This is a genomic window from Microbacterium sp. 71-23, assembly GCF_001897265.1.
GTDB classification, from domain to species: domain Bacteria; phylum Actinomycetota; class Actinomycetes; order Actinomycetales; family Microbacteriaceae; genus Microbacterium; species Microbacterium ginsengisoli.
Genome location: NZ_MKSL01000008.1, coordinates 277,523 through 293,143, shown reverse-complemented (window position 1 = coordinate 293,143; position 15,621 = coordinate 277,523). Strand labels below are relative to the sequence as shown.

Here is a 15,621-nt window from a genome sequence, read left to right as displayed (position 1 = left end):
GGCATCGGCGTCGACCGAGCGGCCCGCGGACGGCGGGCGCGGCAACGCGCTGGTGGTCAGCCTAGGGGCCGCACCACCAGCGCGTCAGCGTGGCGGATCAGTACCAGCCGGTCGACTGGGAGTGACCCCAGGCGCCGCACGGCGTGCCGTAGGCGCGGCTGATGTAGCCGAGACCCCACGCGATCTGTGTCGCGGGGTTCGTCTGCCAGTCGGCGCCGTTCGCGCCCATCTTCGAGCCCGGCAGGGCCTGGGGGATGCCGTAGGCACCGCTCGAGGCGTTGTAGGCGCGGTAGTTCCAGCCCGACTCCTTCTTCCAGAGGGAGTACAGGCAGGCGAACTGGTCGTCACCCCAGCCGTAGTTGGCGGCCGCCATCTGCTTGGCGATGGCCTGCGCGCTGGCGGGGTCGGCGGCTGCCGCGTTCGCGGCGGCCGCCGACGCCTGCGAGGCGGCGGCGCGCTTGGCTGCCGCGGCCTTCTCGGCGGCGGCCTTCGCGGCAGCCTCCTGCGCTGCGGCCTGCGCGGCCTGCTCGGCGGCGATGCGCGCCTGCTCGGCGTCGTGGGCGGCGATCTGATCGGCGACGGTGGACGTCGTGCCGCGCAGATTCGCGGTGAGGGCGGCCACCGTCTCGGCGGGAAGCTCCTCCGAGTTGGTGAGCTGGTCGATCTGCGCACCGAGGGCGGAGGCGTCGACCTTGCCGGAGGCTCCCGTCACCGTGACTCGGGCGACGGCCGCGTACAGGCTGGCGTCTCGATCGACGTCGCGCGCGGCGGGGCCTGCGAGGGAGGGGGGAGCGGGGGTCTGGGCCGCGGCCGTGGAGACCAGGCCGACGGGGATGCCGACCGCGAGAGTGGTCGCGAGTGCGGCGAGGGGGATGAGGGTTCTCTTACGACGGGGGAGAGTGACGCGAAGGCGCACGGAACTCCAATTCTCGAGCTTCCCTGCGGCTCCTCGCGTGCCCGCCAGGCGGACGACGTCGGGCGGCCGCGCGCGTGTCAGCGGGCGGCGGCCGAGCAGGCTGGCCGCCTCGGACGATGCGGCGGGCGACGGTCGCACGAGGCGGTTCCGGTGCCCTGACGCTGACGCATCACACCCGTCTGGACGGGTGAGTCCGAGGCATCCGCCCCGCTCCCTCGGGTGGGACCGCGGCGGACCCGGCCACGTTAGGGGGCATTTCTGGACGAGTCCTGTATGGATGCCACGGCTCTCCCGGGGGCGTCAGGTGCGGGCGATCGCCTTCTGACCCACGATCTCGTCGGCGTTGTCGGCCACCCAGGAGAGCAACGGGAGCATGCGCTCGACCAGTTCGAGCCCGAGCGGAGTGAGGCTGTACTCGACGTGCGGGGGCACCGCGGGAAGCGATCGCCGGGCCACGAGACCGTCGGCGACGAGGGTGCGCAGCGTCGAGCCGAGCATCTTCTCGCTGATGCCGTCGACGCCCCGGCGCAGCTCGCCCCAGCGCTGCGTGCCGTCGCTGAGAGCGGCGATCACGAGCACTCCCCACCGGCTCATCACGTGGTCGAGCACGACCCGGGTCGGGCATGAATGGGTGAAAGTTCCGGGGCGGTCCTCCCGGATTTCCGCAAAACTCACCGCCATGCCAGTACCATACCCGAAAGTGGGTACCCATCGGTGGGAATGTGCCGATGCCCGATGCCGCTGCATCCTCCGTTCACACGTCGAAGGGAACCCCATGACCATCCTCGTCACCGGTGCCTCCGGGCACCTCGGCCGTCTCGTCGTCGAGCGTCTGCTCGCGCGTGGTGCCGCTGCATCCGACATCGTCGCCGGCGCTCGCACTCCCGCGAAGGCCGCCGACCTCGGCGTGCGCGTCGTCGAGCTCGACTACACGAAGCCCGAGACCGTCGCGGCAGCCCTCGAGGGCGTCGACCGCGTGCTGCTGATCTCGAGCTCCGAGGTCGGACAGCGTGCCGCCCAGCATCAGGTCGTCATCGACGCCGCCGTCGCAGCGGGCGTCGAGCTGCTGGCCTACACGAGCATCTACCGTGCGGGCGAGAGCACCCACATCCTCGCTCCCGAGCATGTCGAGACCGAAGCCGCGATCGCCGCGTCGGGCGTTCCGGCCGTGCTGCTGCGCAACAACTGGTACACCGAGAACCAGCTCGCCGACGTGCAGTACGCGGGCACGTCGGGTGTGCTCGCGGCCGCCGCGGGCGACGGTCGCATCGCGAGCGCCAGCCGCGTGGACTACGCGGACGCTGCCGCCGCGGTGCTGCTGGCCGACGACCAGGCCGGTCGGGTCTATGAGCTCGCCGGTGACGTCGCCTGGAACTACGACGACCTCGCCGCGGCCGCGGCCGCGATCTTCGACCGTGAGGTGGCCTACGTGCGCCAGACGGTCGCCGAGCGCGCCGCCGCGCTCGAGGCCGCCGGGCTCGACGCCGGCACGGCCGGATTCGTCGCCGCGATGGACGCGAGCACGGCCGAGGGCCAGCTCGACGGCGGAGACGGCTCTCTCGCCGCGCTCATCGGACGCCCCACGACGCCTCTCGTCGAGGGACTGCGCGCCGCTCTCTGAGCGCCGCCCCACGGAACGCCGCACCGCTCGGGGTGCGGCGTTCCGTCATGTCGAGCGCGGAGCGTCGCGTCAGGCGGTGAGGCCGCGGAGAGCGGATGCCGCGTCGTCGATGCCCGAGACGAGGTCGGGGGCGGCGCCGGCCACCCAGCGCTGGAACCCCTGGTGGAACAGCGAGACGCCGGCGTCGGCGGCGAGGTCGGCCGACAGGTCGTCGACGCCTCGCGCGCGCAGCGCGTCGGCGGCGGCGGCGCGCATGGTGGCGAGCTTGAGCAGCTCGCGCTCCCGCAGGCTCGTGTTGCGGTCGATCGCGGCCTGACGGGCGGCCACGAAATCGTGGTCGGGGAAGTACTCCTGCGTCTCCCGCATCACCGTGATCATGATCTGCAACGGCGTGAGTCGGTGGTCGGCGGCGGCGATCGCGGCGACGACCCGCTGCTGGAGCACGGCCGATCCCTGGAAGAGCACCTCGCGCTTGTCGGCGAAGTGTCGGAAGAAGGTGCGCTCAGTGACTCCTGCGCGCGCGGCGATGTCGCCGACGGATGTCTCGTCGAACCCGCGCTCGACATAGAGGTCGAGCGCGGCGCGCGCGAGTCGCTCGCGTGCTCCCGGTTCCCATCGACCCATACGTCGATCATAGTGATGACAGTGACTGACGTTGGGTGCTAGCCTGATGTCACACACTGACATCAGGAAGGGAGCGCATCATGCGCATCTTCGTCACCGGAGCCACCGGCTGGATCGGAACCGCCGTGTCGGCCGAACTGCTCTCGGCAGGACATGAGGTCGTCGGCCTCGCTCGCACCGCGGCCGCCGCCGACACCCTCGCCGCCCGCGGCATCGAGGTGCTGCGCGGCGAGCTGACCGACCTCGACTCGCTGCGCGCCGGCGCCGCCGGCGCCGACGCCGTGGCCCACCTCGCCTTCGTGCACGACTTCGCACGGTTCGCCGAGTCAGGGGTGATCGAGCACCATGCCGTCGCCGCGCTCGCCGAGACGCTCGCGCCTCGTGGCGGTGCGCTCATCGTCGCCTCCGGCATGGCGGGCTACCCCGGGCAGACCCTCACCGAGGCGACGCCGTCCACGCAGCACGGCATCGAATCGATGCGCGGCGGCAGCGAGAACCTCGCGCTCGGCTGGGCGGCGCAGGGTGTGCGGGCCATGGCGGCCCGCTTCGCCCCGACGGTGCACGGCATGGGCGACCACGGCTTCACCGCGGAGCTCGCCCGCATCGCCCGCACGCAGGGGTTCGCCGGATATGTCGGCGACGGCATGAACCGCTGGCCCGCGGTACACCGCACCGACGCTGCCCGTCTCGTGCGCCTCGCGATCGAGGGCGGCGAGCCCGGGACGATCGTGCACGCTGTCGCTGAGGACGGAATTCCGGCTCGCGACATCGCGGCGTGGCTCGGTGCCGCACTCGGCGTGCCGGTGCGTTCTGTCGCCCCCGCCGACGCCGATGCGCACTTCGGGTGGATCGGGCGGTTCTTCGCCGCCGACATCGCCGCTTCCGCCACGCTCACCCGTGAGCGCTTCGCCTGGGAGCCGACCGGGCCGACCCTCGCCGAGGACATCGCCGCGGGCGCCTACAGCGGCTGAGTGCAGGAGAATGCGCGAGAACAGGACGATTCGGGCGTGATCGCCCTGTTCCCGCGGGAGTTCCTGTGCGGGCGGGGCCCCGCCTGTGGTGCGACGCTCGCGGCCACGCAGGGTGAGGGGGGCGGATGCCGCGGCATCCGCCCCCCTCACCTCACCCGATGAGGCTCGGCTGCAGATCGCGCAGGGTGCGGCGGTGGGTCATCCGCGTCACGCCGATCGCGGCGAGGAGCAGCGCGCCGATCATCCAGGTGAACAGCACCGCGAGATCGCCGGGCACGCGCGACAGGTCGCCGCCGTACATGAGCTGGCGCATGGCGTCGACGACATATCCCATCGGCAGTACATGATGCAGTGCGGCGAGCGGCCCGGGGAGCGTCTGCCACGGGAAGGTGCCGCCCGCGGTGACCAGCTGCAGCACCATGAGCACCAACCCGAGAAACTGCCCGACCGACCCGAGCCACACGTTCAGCGCCAGCACGATCGCGGCGTAGGTCAGCGAGGCGACCAGCATGATGCCGAGCGTGGCGACGGGGTTCGCGAAGGTGAACCCGAGCGCGACCGCCAGCACGCCGAACAGTCCCAGCATCTGCACGCCGCCGAGCAGCCCCGGGGTCAGCCAACCGGCGACCGTCACCCGCAGGGGCGAGTGCAGCGCGGTCACGGCTCGCCGGGAGATCGGCTTCACGATCAGGAACAGGGCGTAGATGCCGATCCAGCCGGCGAGGGCCACGAAGAAGGGGGCGAGGCCCGCGCCGTAGTCCTCGGCGGAGGCGAGCTTGCCCGACGTGACCGTCACCGGGTCCGAGATCGTCTCGGCCTGCTTCTCGCGAAGGTCGGCCGACGAGTCCGGGATCTGCGACAGCCCGCTCTCGAGTCCGTCACGCAGCTTCGCGGCGCCCTGATCGAGCGTCGTCAGCCCGCTCGCCAGCTGGGCCGTGCCGTCCTTCAGCTGAGAGGCACCGGATGCCGCGGCATCCGCCCCGCTTGCCAGGCTCGACGCGCCATCGGCGACCTGGCTCGCCCCGCTCGAGACCTGCTGCGCGCCCGCGTTGAGCTGGTCGATCTTGCCGACAGCGGCCTGCAGCTGCGTGTTCGCCGCCGTCAGCTGGGTGCCGAGCGGATCGAGCTGCGCGAGCACCTGGTTGATCTGGGCCTGGGTGAGCCCCTGGTCCGCGAGCTGCTGCGCAATGGCCGACCGCACCTGCGGCAGCGCACCGGCGGCCTGGTTCGCGACCGCACCCACCTGATCGGCCGTCTGCGCGAGTTGCGCCGTGCCCGAGGCGACCTGGGCGGCGCCGCTCGCCACCCGGTCGGCGCCCGCGCTGAGCGTGCCCGCCCCGGCGGCGAGCTGGGACGTGCCGTCGGAGAGCTGCGCCGCTCCTGCGGCGGCCGTGTTCGCACCGGATGCCGCGGCATCCGCCCCGCTCGCGAGGCTCGTCGCGCCGTCCGCCGCCGTCACCAGGTTCGAGCGGATGTCGCTGATGCCGGTGAGCAGCCGCAGGGCCGCCTGTTTGCCGACGAGCTGCGTGACCGAGGCCTGGATCTTCGCGACCGCCTGCGAGCCGATCGTGGACGCCAGGTAGTTGTTCGCGTCGTTGGTCTGCAGCGAGATCGTCGCCGCGTGCGGATCGGTGCCGGCAGCGGAGGTGAGAGCGGCCGAGAAGTCGGCCGGGATCGTCACCGTGAAGTCGACGCCGCCCTGCGCGAGCGAGGCCCGCGCCTCGGCAGGAGTCAGGCGCTGCCACGCGAACGTTCCGCTCGACATCAGCTGGTCGGCGACCTGCTCGCCGTAGTTCGACGCGGGCTGGTCGCCGGACGCCGCGACGCCGATGTCCTCGACGACGAGGCCGACGGGAACGTCGGCCAGCTTGCCGTACGGGTCCTGGTTGGCCCACAGGTACAGGCCGCCGTAGAGGATCGGCACGCACATGAGCGCGATGAGCGCGATGACGGCCATGCGGGTGGCGGTGAGGCGGCGCAGTTCCGCCGCGATCATGGCGGGGATCTTCATCGGGGGTCCTCGGTGGGGTCGGGAGTGTGGGGGGAGTCGAGGGGCTCGCTCGTCGGGTCGATCGCGTCGCCGGCGTGCGGCAGGTCGCTCTCGGCGTCGCTGTCGCCGTCGGGCTGGGGCTCGGCGTCGGGATCACACGCCGGCTCGGGCTCTTCGGGCAGGGGCGGGAGCGGGTCGGTCGCCCGCACCGCGGCGCCGGCCAGCACGGTCGCCGACGCCTCACCGGCGATCACCAGCACGGCCACGTGGCGGGCGGCGATCTCCTCGGCGATCGACCACCACGCGACCGGGTCGCCGCCGTGGCGGTCGGGGGAGACCAGCACGACGCCGTCGACGCCGCGCCGCAGCAGGGCGAGCTCGAGCAGCATCCTCACCCGCGCGGCCGGCTCGAGGTCGGCGATCGGCGTGCGGGAATGGGCGTCGAGGTCGTGCGAACGCAGCCACGCGCGCACCGCGCGGGGGTGGGACGGAGCGCCGGCGAACATCAGCTCCTCGGCGGCGACGCCGGCGACCGTGACATCGGCGGCCGGATCGCACACGTCGGGCGCGTCGACCAGGGCGATGCGTCGACGCAGGGCCGCGGCATCCGCTCGTCCGTCGATGCGCACCTCGCCGGTGCCGCTGCTCATGCGTCCGGTGGCCAGCAGGCCCAGCACTGTCGGCCGCTGCTCGGTCTCGGCGGTCGCGAGACGGGCGACCCCCGACTCGTAGGCGATCGTGGTCGACGGCAGCGCCTCGCCGCCGCGGCCCTTCGACACGTCGGTCAGCTCGATGCGCATCAGTCCTCCTCGAGAACGGCGGGGTGGGTGCTCAGCAGGTCGGATGCCTCGTGCCATGACAGTCCCGCGACGCTCAGCACGAGGCGCACGGCGACATCGCGGGCGTCGACGTCGTCGATGTCTGTCAGCTCGCGGAGCGCTGTGCGCGCGGCCTCCTCGATGACGCGGGCGAGGAGGGCGGGCGGGAGGTCGCCGCGGAATGCGCCGCCGGCGACGCCGCGGTCGACGATCCCGCGCAGCCGCTCACGCAACGGCCCGAGGGAGCGGGCGGTCTCGTCGACGTGGTCGTCGTCGACGGCGAGGCTCGCGGAGGCCTGCACCTGTGCGGCCTCCGCCCACAGCCGTGCGGCGAGCGTCGCGAGGGCGATCGCGGGGTCGATGTCGAGCGTGCTCGTCGCGATCGCGTTGAACCGCTCGGCGGCGACCGCGATGACCGCGCGCACCAGGCTGTCGCGGTCGGGGAAGTGACCGTAGACGGCGCGACGGCTGAGGCCGGCCTCGCGGGCGATCGTGTCGATCGAGGCGTGGGGGTCGCGGGCGAGCACGGTCTGCGCGGCCCGCACGAGCGCGACCCGATTGGTCGCGGCATCCGCTCGTCGCGCGCGTGCGGGCGCGGCAGGGGGCACACCGGGGGGCATGCCCGTCAGTCTACGCTAACTTGCACAGGGCTGTGCAAGTTAATTCGAGGCGATGGCTTTCAGTCGGTTCCGGCGTCGAAGGCCGACGACTCGTTCGCCGCGTCTGTCGCGTCGGCGAGGGCCTCGCGCGCGTCGGAGAACGGCTCGGCGTGCTCGACGATCTCGTCCGCGGCGCCCGACTCGAGACGTCCGACGAGAGCGCCCGTCGGACCGCCGATGAGACCCTGCGCCGCGTACTGCTCGAGGCGCGCGCGGGAGTCGGCGATGTCGAGGTTTCGCATCGTGAGCTGGCCGATGCGGTCGACCGGGCCGAATGCGGCGTCGCCGACACGCTCCATCGAGAGCTTCTCGGGTGCGTACGACATGCCGACGGCCGTCGTGTCGAGGATCGTGTAGTCCTCGCCGCGACGCAGGCGCAGCGTCACCGAGCCGGTGATCGTCGACCCGACCCACTTCTGGATCGACTCGCGCAGCATGAGCGACTGGGGCTCGAGCCAGCGACCCTCGTACATGAGGCGGCCGAGACGGCGACCCTGTTCGTGGTAGGTCGCGAGGGTGTCCTCGTTGAGGATGCTGTTCACGAGTCGCTCGTACGCGATGAACAGCAGCGCCATACCCGGCGCCTCGTAGATGCCGCGGGACTTCGCCTCGATGATGCGGTTCTCGATCTGGTCGCTCATGCCCAGGCCGTGGCGGCCGCCGATGCGGTTCGCCTCGAACACGAGCGCCACCGGGTCGCGGAACTCGACGCCGTTCAGCGCCACCGGACGCCCGGCCTCGAACGTCACGGTGACGTCCTCCGCGGCGATCTCGACGGACGGGTCCCAGAAGCGAACGCCCATGATGGGCTCGACGGTCTCGAGTGAGACATCCAGGTGCTCGAGGGTCTTCGCCTCGTGCGTCGCCCCCCAGATGTTGGCGTCGGTCGAATAGGCCTTCTCGGCGCTGTCGCGATAGGGGAAGCCGTGGGCGACGAGCCACTCGCTCATCTCCTGCCGGCCGCCGAGCTCGGTCACGAAGTCGGCGTCGAGCCACGGCTTGTAGATGCGCAGCGCGGGGTTGGCGAGCAGGCCGTAGCGGTAGAACCGCTCGATGTCGTTGCCCTTGTAGGTCGAACCGTCACCCCAGATGTCGACGCCGTCCTCCTTCATCGCGCGCACGAGCAGCGTGCCGGTGACGGCGCGGCCGATGGGGGTGGTGTTGAAGTAGGTGCGTCCGCCCGAGCGGATGTGGAACGCGCCACAGGTCAGCGCGACGAAGCCCTCCTCGACGAGGGCCGTCTTGCAGTCGACCAGGCGCGAGACCTCGGCACCGTACTCGAGCGCGCGCCCCGGGATCGCATCGATGTCGGTCTCATCGGGCTGGCCGAGGTCACCGGTGTAGGTGCAGGGTATGGCGCCCTTGTCGCGCATCCAGGCCACCGCGACCGAGGTGTCAAGGCCCCCCGAGAACGCGATGCCGACGCGCTCGCCGACGGGGAGGGACTGCAGCACTTTCGACATGGGCACCAGCCTACCGAGCCGGATGCCGCGTGCCCCGCGCTCGGGCGCGGTCAGGAGCGGGTGCGCAGACGCCCCACCCAGACCACGAGGACGCCGACCACGATGAACGCCGCGGAGATGATCGCGACCCAGAGCGCCACCCCGGCGTAGCCCGACGCCTGCGCGTTCGGGTCGAGGAACGGGTAGGGGTACCAGTACGGCGCCCCCGTGTTGGGGTTGGTCACGAGCGGCCCGCGCACGAGGGTGTAGACGACCCACACGATCGGGAACGCGAGCACGATCGGCACCACGCGCCATCCCAACGACCGCACCCGCGCGCCCACCAGCACATCGGCCAACAGGATGATCGGACCGACCACGTGCAGGATCTCGTTCGCCCATTCGACGGTCGTGCCCTGCGGCAGCGGGATGCCGCGCAGCAGGGTGTTGTAGACGATGCCCGTGATGATCATGTAGGTGCTCACGCAGGCGAGCGCCACAGCGAGACCCCGGGGGAGAGGCGAGACGCCACCCCGCCCGCCGGTGACGGACCACACCGCCACCGCGGCGAGGATCACGACCGACCCGACATTGGAGAGGATCGTGAAGAAGCTGAAGAAGTTCACGAGCACGACGCCCACGTCGAGCCCGTTCGCGATCGCGCCGCCGAAGGTGACCTCGGCCTGGCCGATGATCGCCGTGAGGATGATGAGCGCTCCCGCGGCGCGCACGAGCGTCCAGGTGCGTGCCCAGCCGGGGGTCTGCAGCGTCGTCATCTGCTCACTGTAGGGGGATGCCGCACGCCGGCGTCCGCGCCATCCCGCTCCCGAGCGGGCCTCTCGATAGGATGGGGTGTAACCCCCTCTGCTAGGTGAGGAGCCACCATGCCCGGAATTGTCATCGTCGGCGTGCAGTGGGGTGACGAGGGGAAGGGCAAGGCCACCGACCTGCTCGGCGACCGCACCGACTGGGTCGTCAAGTTCAACGGAGGCAACAACGCCGGCCACACCGTCGTGATCGGCGACGAGAAGTACGCGCTGCACCTCCTTCCCTCCGGCATCCTGTCGCCCGGCGTCAACCCCGTCATCGGCAACGGCGTCGTCGTCGACCTCGAGGTGCTGTTCTACGAGCTCGAGGCGCTCGCCGCCCGCGGTCTCGACACGTCGCGCCTGCGCATCAGCGCGAACGCCCACATCATCACGCAGTACCACCGCACCCTCGACAAGGTGACCGAGCGCTTCCTCGGCAAGCGCCAGATCGGCACGACCGGGCGCGGCATCGGCCCCGCCTACGCCGACAAGATCAATCGTGTCGGCATCCGCGTGCAGGACCTCTTCGACGAGAACATCCTGCGTCAGAAGGTCGAGGGCGCCCTCGACCAGAAGAACCACCTGCTGGTGAAGGTCTTCAACCGTCGCGCGATCGCCGTCGACGAGATCGTCGACGACCTGCTCTCCTACGCCGAGCGCCTGCGCCCGATGGTCGCCGACACCGCCCTGCTGCTCAGCGAGGCGCTCGACGCGGGCGATGTCGTGGTGTTCGAGGGCGGACAGGCCACGATGCTCGACGTCGACCACGGCACGTACCCGTTCGTCACGAGCTCGTCGGCGACGGCCGGCGGCGCCGCGACCGGCTCCGGTGTCGGCCCGAACCGCCTCGACCGCATCGTCGGCATCGTGAAGGCCTACACGACGCGGGTCGGCTCCGGTCCCTTCCCGACCGAGCTGTTCGACGAACAGGGCGAATGGCTGCGATCGCGCGGCTTCGAGTTCGGCACGACCACCGGCCGTCCGCGTCGGGTGGGCTGGTACGACGCGCCCATCACCCGATACGCGACGCGCATCAACGGCATCACCGACCTCGTGCTCACCAAGCTCGACATCCTCACCGGCCTCGACGAGATCCCGGTGTGCGTGGCCTACGACGTCGACGGTGAGAGGTTCGACGAGGTGCCGGTGAACCAGAGCGACTTCCACCACGCGACCCCGATCCTGGAGTACTTCCCGGGCTGGAGCGAGGACATCTCGGGTGCCCGCACCTTCGACGAGCTTCCCCTCGAGGCGCAGGACTACGTGCTCGCGCTCGAGCAGATGAGCGGCACCCGCATCTCGGTGATCGGTGTCGGCCCCGCGCGCGACGCCGTCATCGTGCGCCACGATCTCGTCGACTGACCCGCGCCATGCGGTTCTGGCTCGGCGGGTACGGTGCCGACATGGGCGGCGAGGCCGCCGGCATCGGCGAGCTGCGCGCCGGTGAGGTGATCGACCACCTCGCGGGCGGGCCGTTGGCCTTCGCCGGCACGGCGGCGGCGGCATCCTCGCCGTCGTGGCTCAGCGCCCACCCGAGGCTCGACGTCGTCTACGCGGCACTCGAGGGACAGGGGGCCGTGCAGGCCTTCCGTCGCACGAGCGAGCGCGGCTTCGCCCGCCTCGGCGATCCGGTTCCCGCCGGCGACCTGGTCTGCCACGTCGCCGTCGACCCCGACGGCACGCGGCTCATCGCGAGCTGCTGGGGGGACGGTCGTGTCGTGGCGATGGGGCTGGATGCCGCGGGCCGCCCGCATACGCCGGAGATCGGGGCGTCAGCCGGGGATCCGTTCTCGTCCGGCGACCCGTTCGCGGTCGCGGGGGATTCGGTGGGCCAGGCACCCGCGCGCCCCGCGGTGGACGCGATCGATCTCGCCGCTGCGGCGCGCGCCCTGCGTGAGGCGGCGGGGGCGGAGTTCGCGCATCTCGTTCCCGACTACGCCGAGCCCGAGGCATCCGTCGAACCCGCCGTCGTCGTCGAGGTCGACCCCGAAGTGCGCGTCTCGCGCGCCCACCATGCGACCTTCCTGCCGCGCGGACTCGTCGCCACCACCGACATGGGCTTCGACCTGGTGCGGTTCTGGCGACCGTCGGGGTCGCGGCTGCGTCCGGTCGGAGAGGTCGTGCTCCCGCGGGGCAGCGGGCCGCGGCACGCGGTCTGGCACCCGAGCGGTCACCTGTACGTCGTCACCGAGCTGAGCGCCGAGCTCTTCGCGCTCGCGCCGGATGCGTCGGGTGCGTGGCGCATCGTGGCGGGTCTGTCGCTGGGTGCGCCCGCCGGCGACCTCGCGGCGGGCATCGTGCTCTCTCGTGATGCCGAGCGGGTCTACCTGGGGTTGCGGGGCAGCGACACGATCGCCACCGTGCGCGTGGCCGGCACCGGCACCGATCTCACCCCGCTCGCCCTCGTGGAGTCGGGGGTGAGCTGGCCGCGCGACCACACCGTGCAGCGCGACACCCTGCTTGTCGCAGGCGAGCGCAGCGGCAGCATCGCGTCGCTCGCACTCGACCTGCGCACGGGCATACCGGGACGCGTGCGGCACCGCACCGAGGCGCCGAACCCCACACGCATCCTCGTCGCGCGCTGAGCGCCACGGCAGGCGCCCACCGGCGGGGCAGCGTGCGCATGAGCGGTGTCAGATCGTCGACGCTCCGAGCGGCACGGCGGCCGCGAGGAACACGGCGAGATCATCGAGCACCCGCTGATCGATCGCGTGGCCGAGCCCGGGATAGACCCGAGCGGTGAGGGTCGTGTGCGAGGGGAGCCAGGCCTCGGTGCGTTCGACGGCCGGGGTCGCGATGACGCGGTCGGCGTCACCCCGCGCCCAGAACGCCTCCGGCTTCATGCGGCGAAGCAGCGGGTCCGCCGGCTGTGCGGCGCCGAGCACGAAACCCCCCAGCACCGCGGTGGCGGCGACCCGTTCGGGGCGGGTGCGCAGCAGCTGGCTCGCCATGAGTCCGCCCTGCGAGAAGCCGATCGGCACGATCCGGGCATCGGGCAGCAGGTTCTCCTGGACCCAGGTCCAGATCGCCTCGGTCGCCTCGACGACGGGCTGCGGGTCGGGGGAGCCGGGCACCGTGACAGGGAACCACGCGGCTCCGCCCTGGGGTAGGGCCAGCGGGGCGCGCAGGGACACCCACGGGAGTCCCGCGGTGAGGCGGTCGCCGATGCCGGCGAGGTCGCGCTCGCTCGCTCCGTAGCCGTGCAGCAGCAGGGCGACGACGGGAGCGCTGGTGGCGAGAGGGTCGGATGCCGCGGTCTCACGGATCAGCATGGGGGGAGCCTTTCGAGCGGAGCGAGGTCGAGCGGGCGGGGGCCGTGGCCCCCGCCCGGACGGGTCAGCGGACGACCGCGAAGCCGCCGGTCCACGAGATGACCTCGCGGACGGCGAGGGTCAACTGGAGGAAGCCGAGGGCCTCCAGCTCGTGTGCACGGGAGAGTGCGCCGGCGTCGATCGCCTGCACGCCCCCGGCGGCGATGGCCGCGATGAGCGCGCTCTTGGCCTCGGCGGAGTCGCCGGCGACCTGCACGGTGGTGGGCGCTCCACCGACCGTCTTCGCGACGAGCGTTGCGGCGAAGGTGGTGTTGAACGCCTTCACCACCGAGCTCTGCGGAAGCGCGGCCTGGATCTCAGCGGCAGCGGAGGACCCGGCCGGCACGACGAGCGAGTCGAAGGTCTCGAAGTTGAGCGGGTTGGTGATGTCGACGACGGTCTTGCCCGCGAGCTGCTCGCCGTACGCCGAGAGGATGCCCGCGACGGCCGGGTAAGGCACGGCGAGCACGACGATGTCGCCGACGATCGGGGCGGTGCCCGACTCCTCGGCGGAGATGTAGGTTACGCTGCTGCCGCCCTCGGCGAAGACTCCGCCGATCGCGTTCGCCATGTTGCCGGTGCCGAAGATCGTGACGTGGGCCATGGGGTTCCTTCCCTCGTGCCCCGCGACGACGGGGCATTGCTTGTAGATACAAGTGTCACCGTACGCCCACTTACTTGTAATTGCAACCAACTGCTAGAATGGCCGCATGCCGGCCGAGGGACTGCGATATGAGGAGCGCGTCTCGGTGGCGCGCCTGCACGCACTGCTCGAGCTGCTGCCGCGCACGCTCGACCAGCAGATGGCCGCGAGCGATCTCACCTCGTTCGAGTACACGCTGCTCGAGGCCCTCCACGAGGCGCCCGCCCGCCGGTTACGACTGACCGCGCTCGCGTCGCGCACGAACGCCACCCTGCCGCGACTGTCCCGCGTCGTGACCGGTCTCGAACGCAAGGGCCTCGTCGATCGGGCGCCCTGCGCCGAGGACGGCCGGGCGACCAACGCGGTGCTCACGAGCGCGGGCGAGCAGCGCTTCGCGGATGCGCGACCGCGCTACGAGGAGGCGGTGCGCTCGTTCGTCCTCGCCGACCTGGACGACGCGGACGTCGACGACCTCTCGCGCCTCGTACTCGCGATTCTCGGCCGGGTCGATCCCGACCGTCGGATGGCCGTCACCGCCGCGGGCGATCCCGCCTGCGCGGCCGACCCGGCACGCTGAGTCCGACCGCGCTCGTGGGCGCCGGGGGATCCCCGTGCCCGGTCAGACCTTCGCGTCCTGTCTCGGGATGATGACCTTCTTGATGATCAGCAGGATCGATGCGGTCACCGGGATCGCCACCAGCGCGCCGAGAAGACCCAGCAATGTGCCGCCGACGAGGGCGCCGATGACGACGAGCGATCCGGGGATCGAGATCGCGCGGTTCATGATGCGCGGCGTCAGCACGTACGCCTCGACCTGCATGTAGATGAGGTAGAGGGCCGCGAACACGAGCGCGCCCACCGGGCTCGCGAACAGCGCGAGCGACGAGCCGATCACCCAGAACGCCACCGTTCCGACCAACGGGATGAGGGTGATGCAGAACGCGATCACCGCCATCAGCAGCGGGAAGGGGAGTCCGAGGAACAAGTAGAGCAGCCCCGCGAACAGCGAGTTGAAGAACGCGAGGATGACCATCCCCATGAGGTACCCGCCGATCGACTGCGTGATCTGATCGGTCAGGTCGGCGACGCTCTCCCGGCCGTGGGCGGGAACGAGGCGGTAGAAGGCCTGCTTGATGACATCCAGGCTGGCGATGAAGTAGAGCGTCAGCACGAGCACGATGATGATGCCCGAGATGGTCGAGATGACGGACACCGTCACCTGCAGCACGCCGCCGCCGATCGCGGTGAGGTTCGCCGGGTTCGTCAGGAACCCCTGCACCTGGCTGACGATCTCGCCGACATTGCTGCCGAAGTTCCCCTGCAGCCAGGCGTAGAGGTCCGACGCCTGGAAGTCGCGGATGAGGCTCGGCACGTTGGCGACGAAGCCGGCGATCTGCGTCACCACGGTCGGGATGATCAGCAGCAGCACGCCGGCGAGCACGACGGCGAAGCCGGCGAAGACGATGACGATGCCCCACACCCGGGCCAGTCCCCGACGCTCGAGCGCGCGCACCACCGGGTCGAGCCCGAGGGCGGCGAACAGGGCGAACACGATGTAGATGAGCACCGTCGACAGGTTCGAGATCGCGAGCCCGAGGACGAGTGCGACCAGACCGCCGAGGGTGAGGAAGAAGCCGAACGCGAACGGATTGCCGATCGCGGCCATGGCGCGCCCGGCGGTCGTCTTCGGCCTTCGGGAGGCCGCGGCATCCGTCGATGCGGTCGTGGCGGACGAGGATGCCTCGGCGGACACCTCTGCGGGAGCGTCGCTCATGGCTCACACTCTAGGGCTGCGGCGCACCCCGCGCGGATCGCGC

16 protein-coding genes are annotated in these 15,621 nt (G+C 71.5%); 5 read left to right on the top strand and 11 right to left on the bottom strand.

Annotated elements, in window-relative coordinates; translation table 11 throughout:
• Positions 1-97: 97 nt before the first annotated feature.
• The gene (locus BGO15_RS01485) at positions 98-916 is read right to left on the bottom strand and encodes an aggregation-promoting factor C-terminal-like domain-containing protein (RefSeq protein ID WP_045247944.1); all 819 of its coding nucleotides are present in this window, start codon (positions 914-916) and stop codon (positions 98-100) included.
• Positions 917-1,216: 300 nt separating this feature from the next.
• Positions 1,217-1,597: a winged helix-turn-helix transcriptional regulator gene (locus BGO15_RS01480; protein ID WP_045247945.1), complete on the bottom strand. Its 381-nt coding sequence runs from the start codon at positions 1,595-1,597 to the stop codon at positions 1,217-1,219.
• Between the two features lie 94 nt (positions 1,598-1,691).
• Here BGO15_RS01480 and BGO15_RS01475 point away from each other — a divergent pair, with 94 nt between their 5' ends.
• Entirely contained in the window at positions 1,692-2,537 is an 846-nt protein-coding gene (locus tag BGO15_RS01475) for an NAD(P)H-binding protein (protein ID WP_056206172.1), read from the top strand.
• A 69-nt stretch (positions 2,538-2,606) separates the two neighbouring features.
• Here the strand turns inward: BGO15_RS01475 and BGO15_RS01470 are convergent, their stop codons facing one another.
• Positions 2,607-3,161: a TetR/AcrR family transcriptional regulator gene (locus BGO15_RS01470; RefSeq protein ID WP_056206173.1), complete on the bottom strand. Its 555-nt coding sequence runs from the start codon at positions 3,159-3,161 to the stop codon at positions 2,607-2,609.
• 80 nt (positions 3,162-3,241) lie between these two features.
• On the opposite strand from BGO15_RS01470, the gene BGO15_RS01465 reads away from it, so the two are divergent.
• Positions 3,242-4,132: an NAD-dependent epimerase/dehydratase family protein gene (locus BGO15_RS01465; RefSeq protein WP_045247948.1), complete on the top strand. Its 891-nt coding sequence runs from the start codon at positions 3,242-3,244 to the stop codon at positions 4,130-4,132.
• Between the two features lie 151 nt (positions 4,133-4,283).
• Here the strand turns inward: BGO15_RS01465 and BGO15_RS01460 are convergent, their stop codons facing one another.
• The 5 genes from BGO15_RS01460 to BGO15_RS01440 are packed head-to-tail and all read right to left on the bottom strand — an operon-like array spanning position 4,284 to position 9,817.
• A complete protein-coding gene (locus tag BGO15_RS01460) occupies positions 4,284-6,143 on the bottom strand; it encodes a YhgE/Pip family protein (RefSeq protein WP_056206176.1) in 1,860 nt (619 codons plus the stop codon).
• Entirely contained in the window at positions 6,140-6,922 is a 783-nt protein-coding gene (locus BGO15_RS01455) for a hypothetical protein (RefSeq protein ID WP_200934408.1), read from the bottom strand. Before BGO15_RS01455 ends, BGO15_RS01460 begins: the two co-directional genes overlap by 4 nt.
• Positions 6,922-7,560: a TetR/AcrR family transcriptional regulator gene (locus BGO15_RS01450; RefSeq protein WP_056519642.1), complete on the bottom strand. Its 639-nt coding sequence runs from the start codon at positions 7,558-7,560 to the stop codon at positions 6,922-6,924. The genes BGO15_RS01455 and BGO15_RS01450 overlap by 1 nt, the downstream gene beginning before the upstream one ends.
• A gap of 59 nt (positions 7,561-7,619) precedes the next feature.
• On the bottom strand, positions 7,620-9,062 hold the full coding sequence (gene argG / locus BGO15_RS01445) for an argininosuccinate synthase (protein ID WP_056206179.1): 1,443 nt from the start codon (positions 9,060-9,062) through the stop codon (positions 7,620-7,622).
• Between the two features lie 50 nt (positions 9,063-9,112).
• Entirely contained in the window at positions 9,113-9,817 is a 705-nt protein-coding gene (locus BGO15_RS01440) for a Pr6Pr family membrane protein (protein WP_056519645.1), read from the bottom strand.
• A 108-nt stretch (positions 9,818-9,925) separates the two neighbouring features.
• Between BGO15_RS01440 and BGO15_RS01435 the strand changes: the two genes are divergently transcribed.
• Together BGO15_RS01435 and BGO15_RS01430 are read left to right on the top strand one after the other, a co-directional pair.
• Entirely contained in the window at positions 9,926-11,212 is a 1,287-nt protein-coding gene (locus tag BGO15_RS01435; RefSeq protein ID WP_045247953.1) for an adenylosuccinate synthase, read from the top strand.
• A gap of 8 nt (positions 11,213-11,220) precedes the next feature.
• Positions 11,221-12,435, top strand: coding sequence for a lactonase family protein (locus BGO15_RS01430; RefSeq protein ID WP_056519648.1), 1,215 nt, complete (start codon positions 11,221-11,223; stop codon positions 12,433-12,435).
• Between the two features lie 48 nt (positions 12,436-12,483).
• Here the strand turns inward: BGO15_RS01430 and BGO15_RS01425 are convergent, their stop codons facing one another.
• Complete coding sequence (locus BGO15_RS01425; RefSeq protein WP_056519652.1) at positions 12,484-13,122, bottom strand: alpha/beta hydrolase; 639 nt, start codon at positions 13,120-13,122, stop codon at positions 12,484-12,486.
• A gap of 64 nt (positions 13,123-13,186) precedes the next feature.
• Complete coding sequence (locus BGO15_RS01420; protein ID WP_056206192.1) at positions 13,187-13,765, bottom strand: NADPH-dependent F420 reductase; 579 nt, start codon at positions 13,763-13,765, stop codon at positions 13,187-13,189.
• A 106-nt stretch (positions 13,766-13,871) separates the two neighbouring features.
• Here BGO15_RS01420 and BGO15_RS01415 point away from each other — a divergent pair, with 106 nt between their 5' ends.
• Positions 13,872-14,381: a MarR family winged helix-turn-helix transcriptional regulator gene (locus BGO15_RS01415; protein WP_045247957.1), complete on the top strand. Its 510-nt coding sequence runs from the start codon at positions 13,872-13,874 to the stop codon at positions 14,379-14,381.
• Between the two features lie 42 nt (positions 14,382-14,423).
• On the opposite strand, the gene BGO15_RS01410 is transcribed toward BGO15_RS01415, so the two are convergent.
• Complete coding sequence (locus BGO15_RS01410; protein ID WP_056519653.1) at positions 14,424-15,578, bottom strand: AI-2E family transporter; 1,155 nt, start codon at positions 15,576-15,578, stop codon at positions 14,424-14,426.
• Between the last annotated feature and the right edge of the window lie 43 nt (positions 15,579-15,621).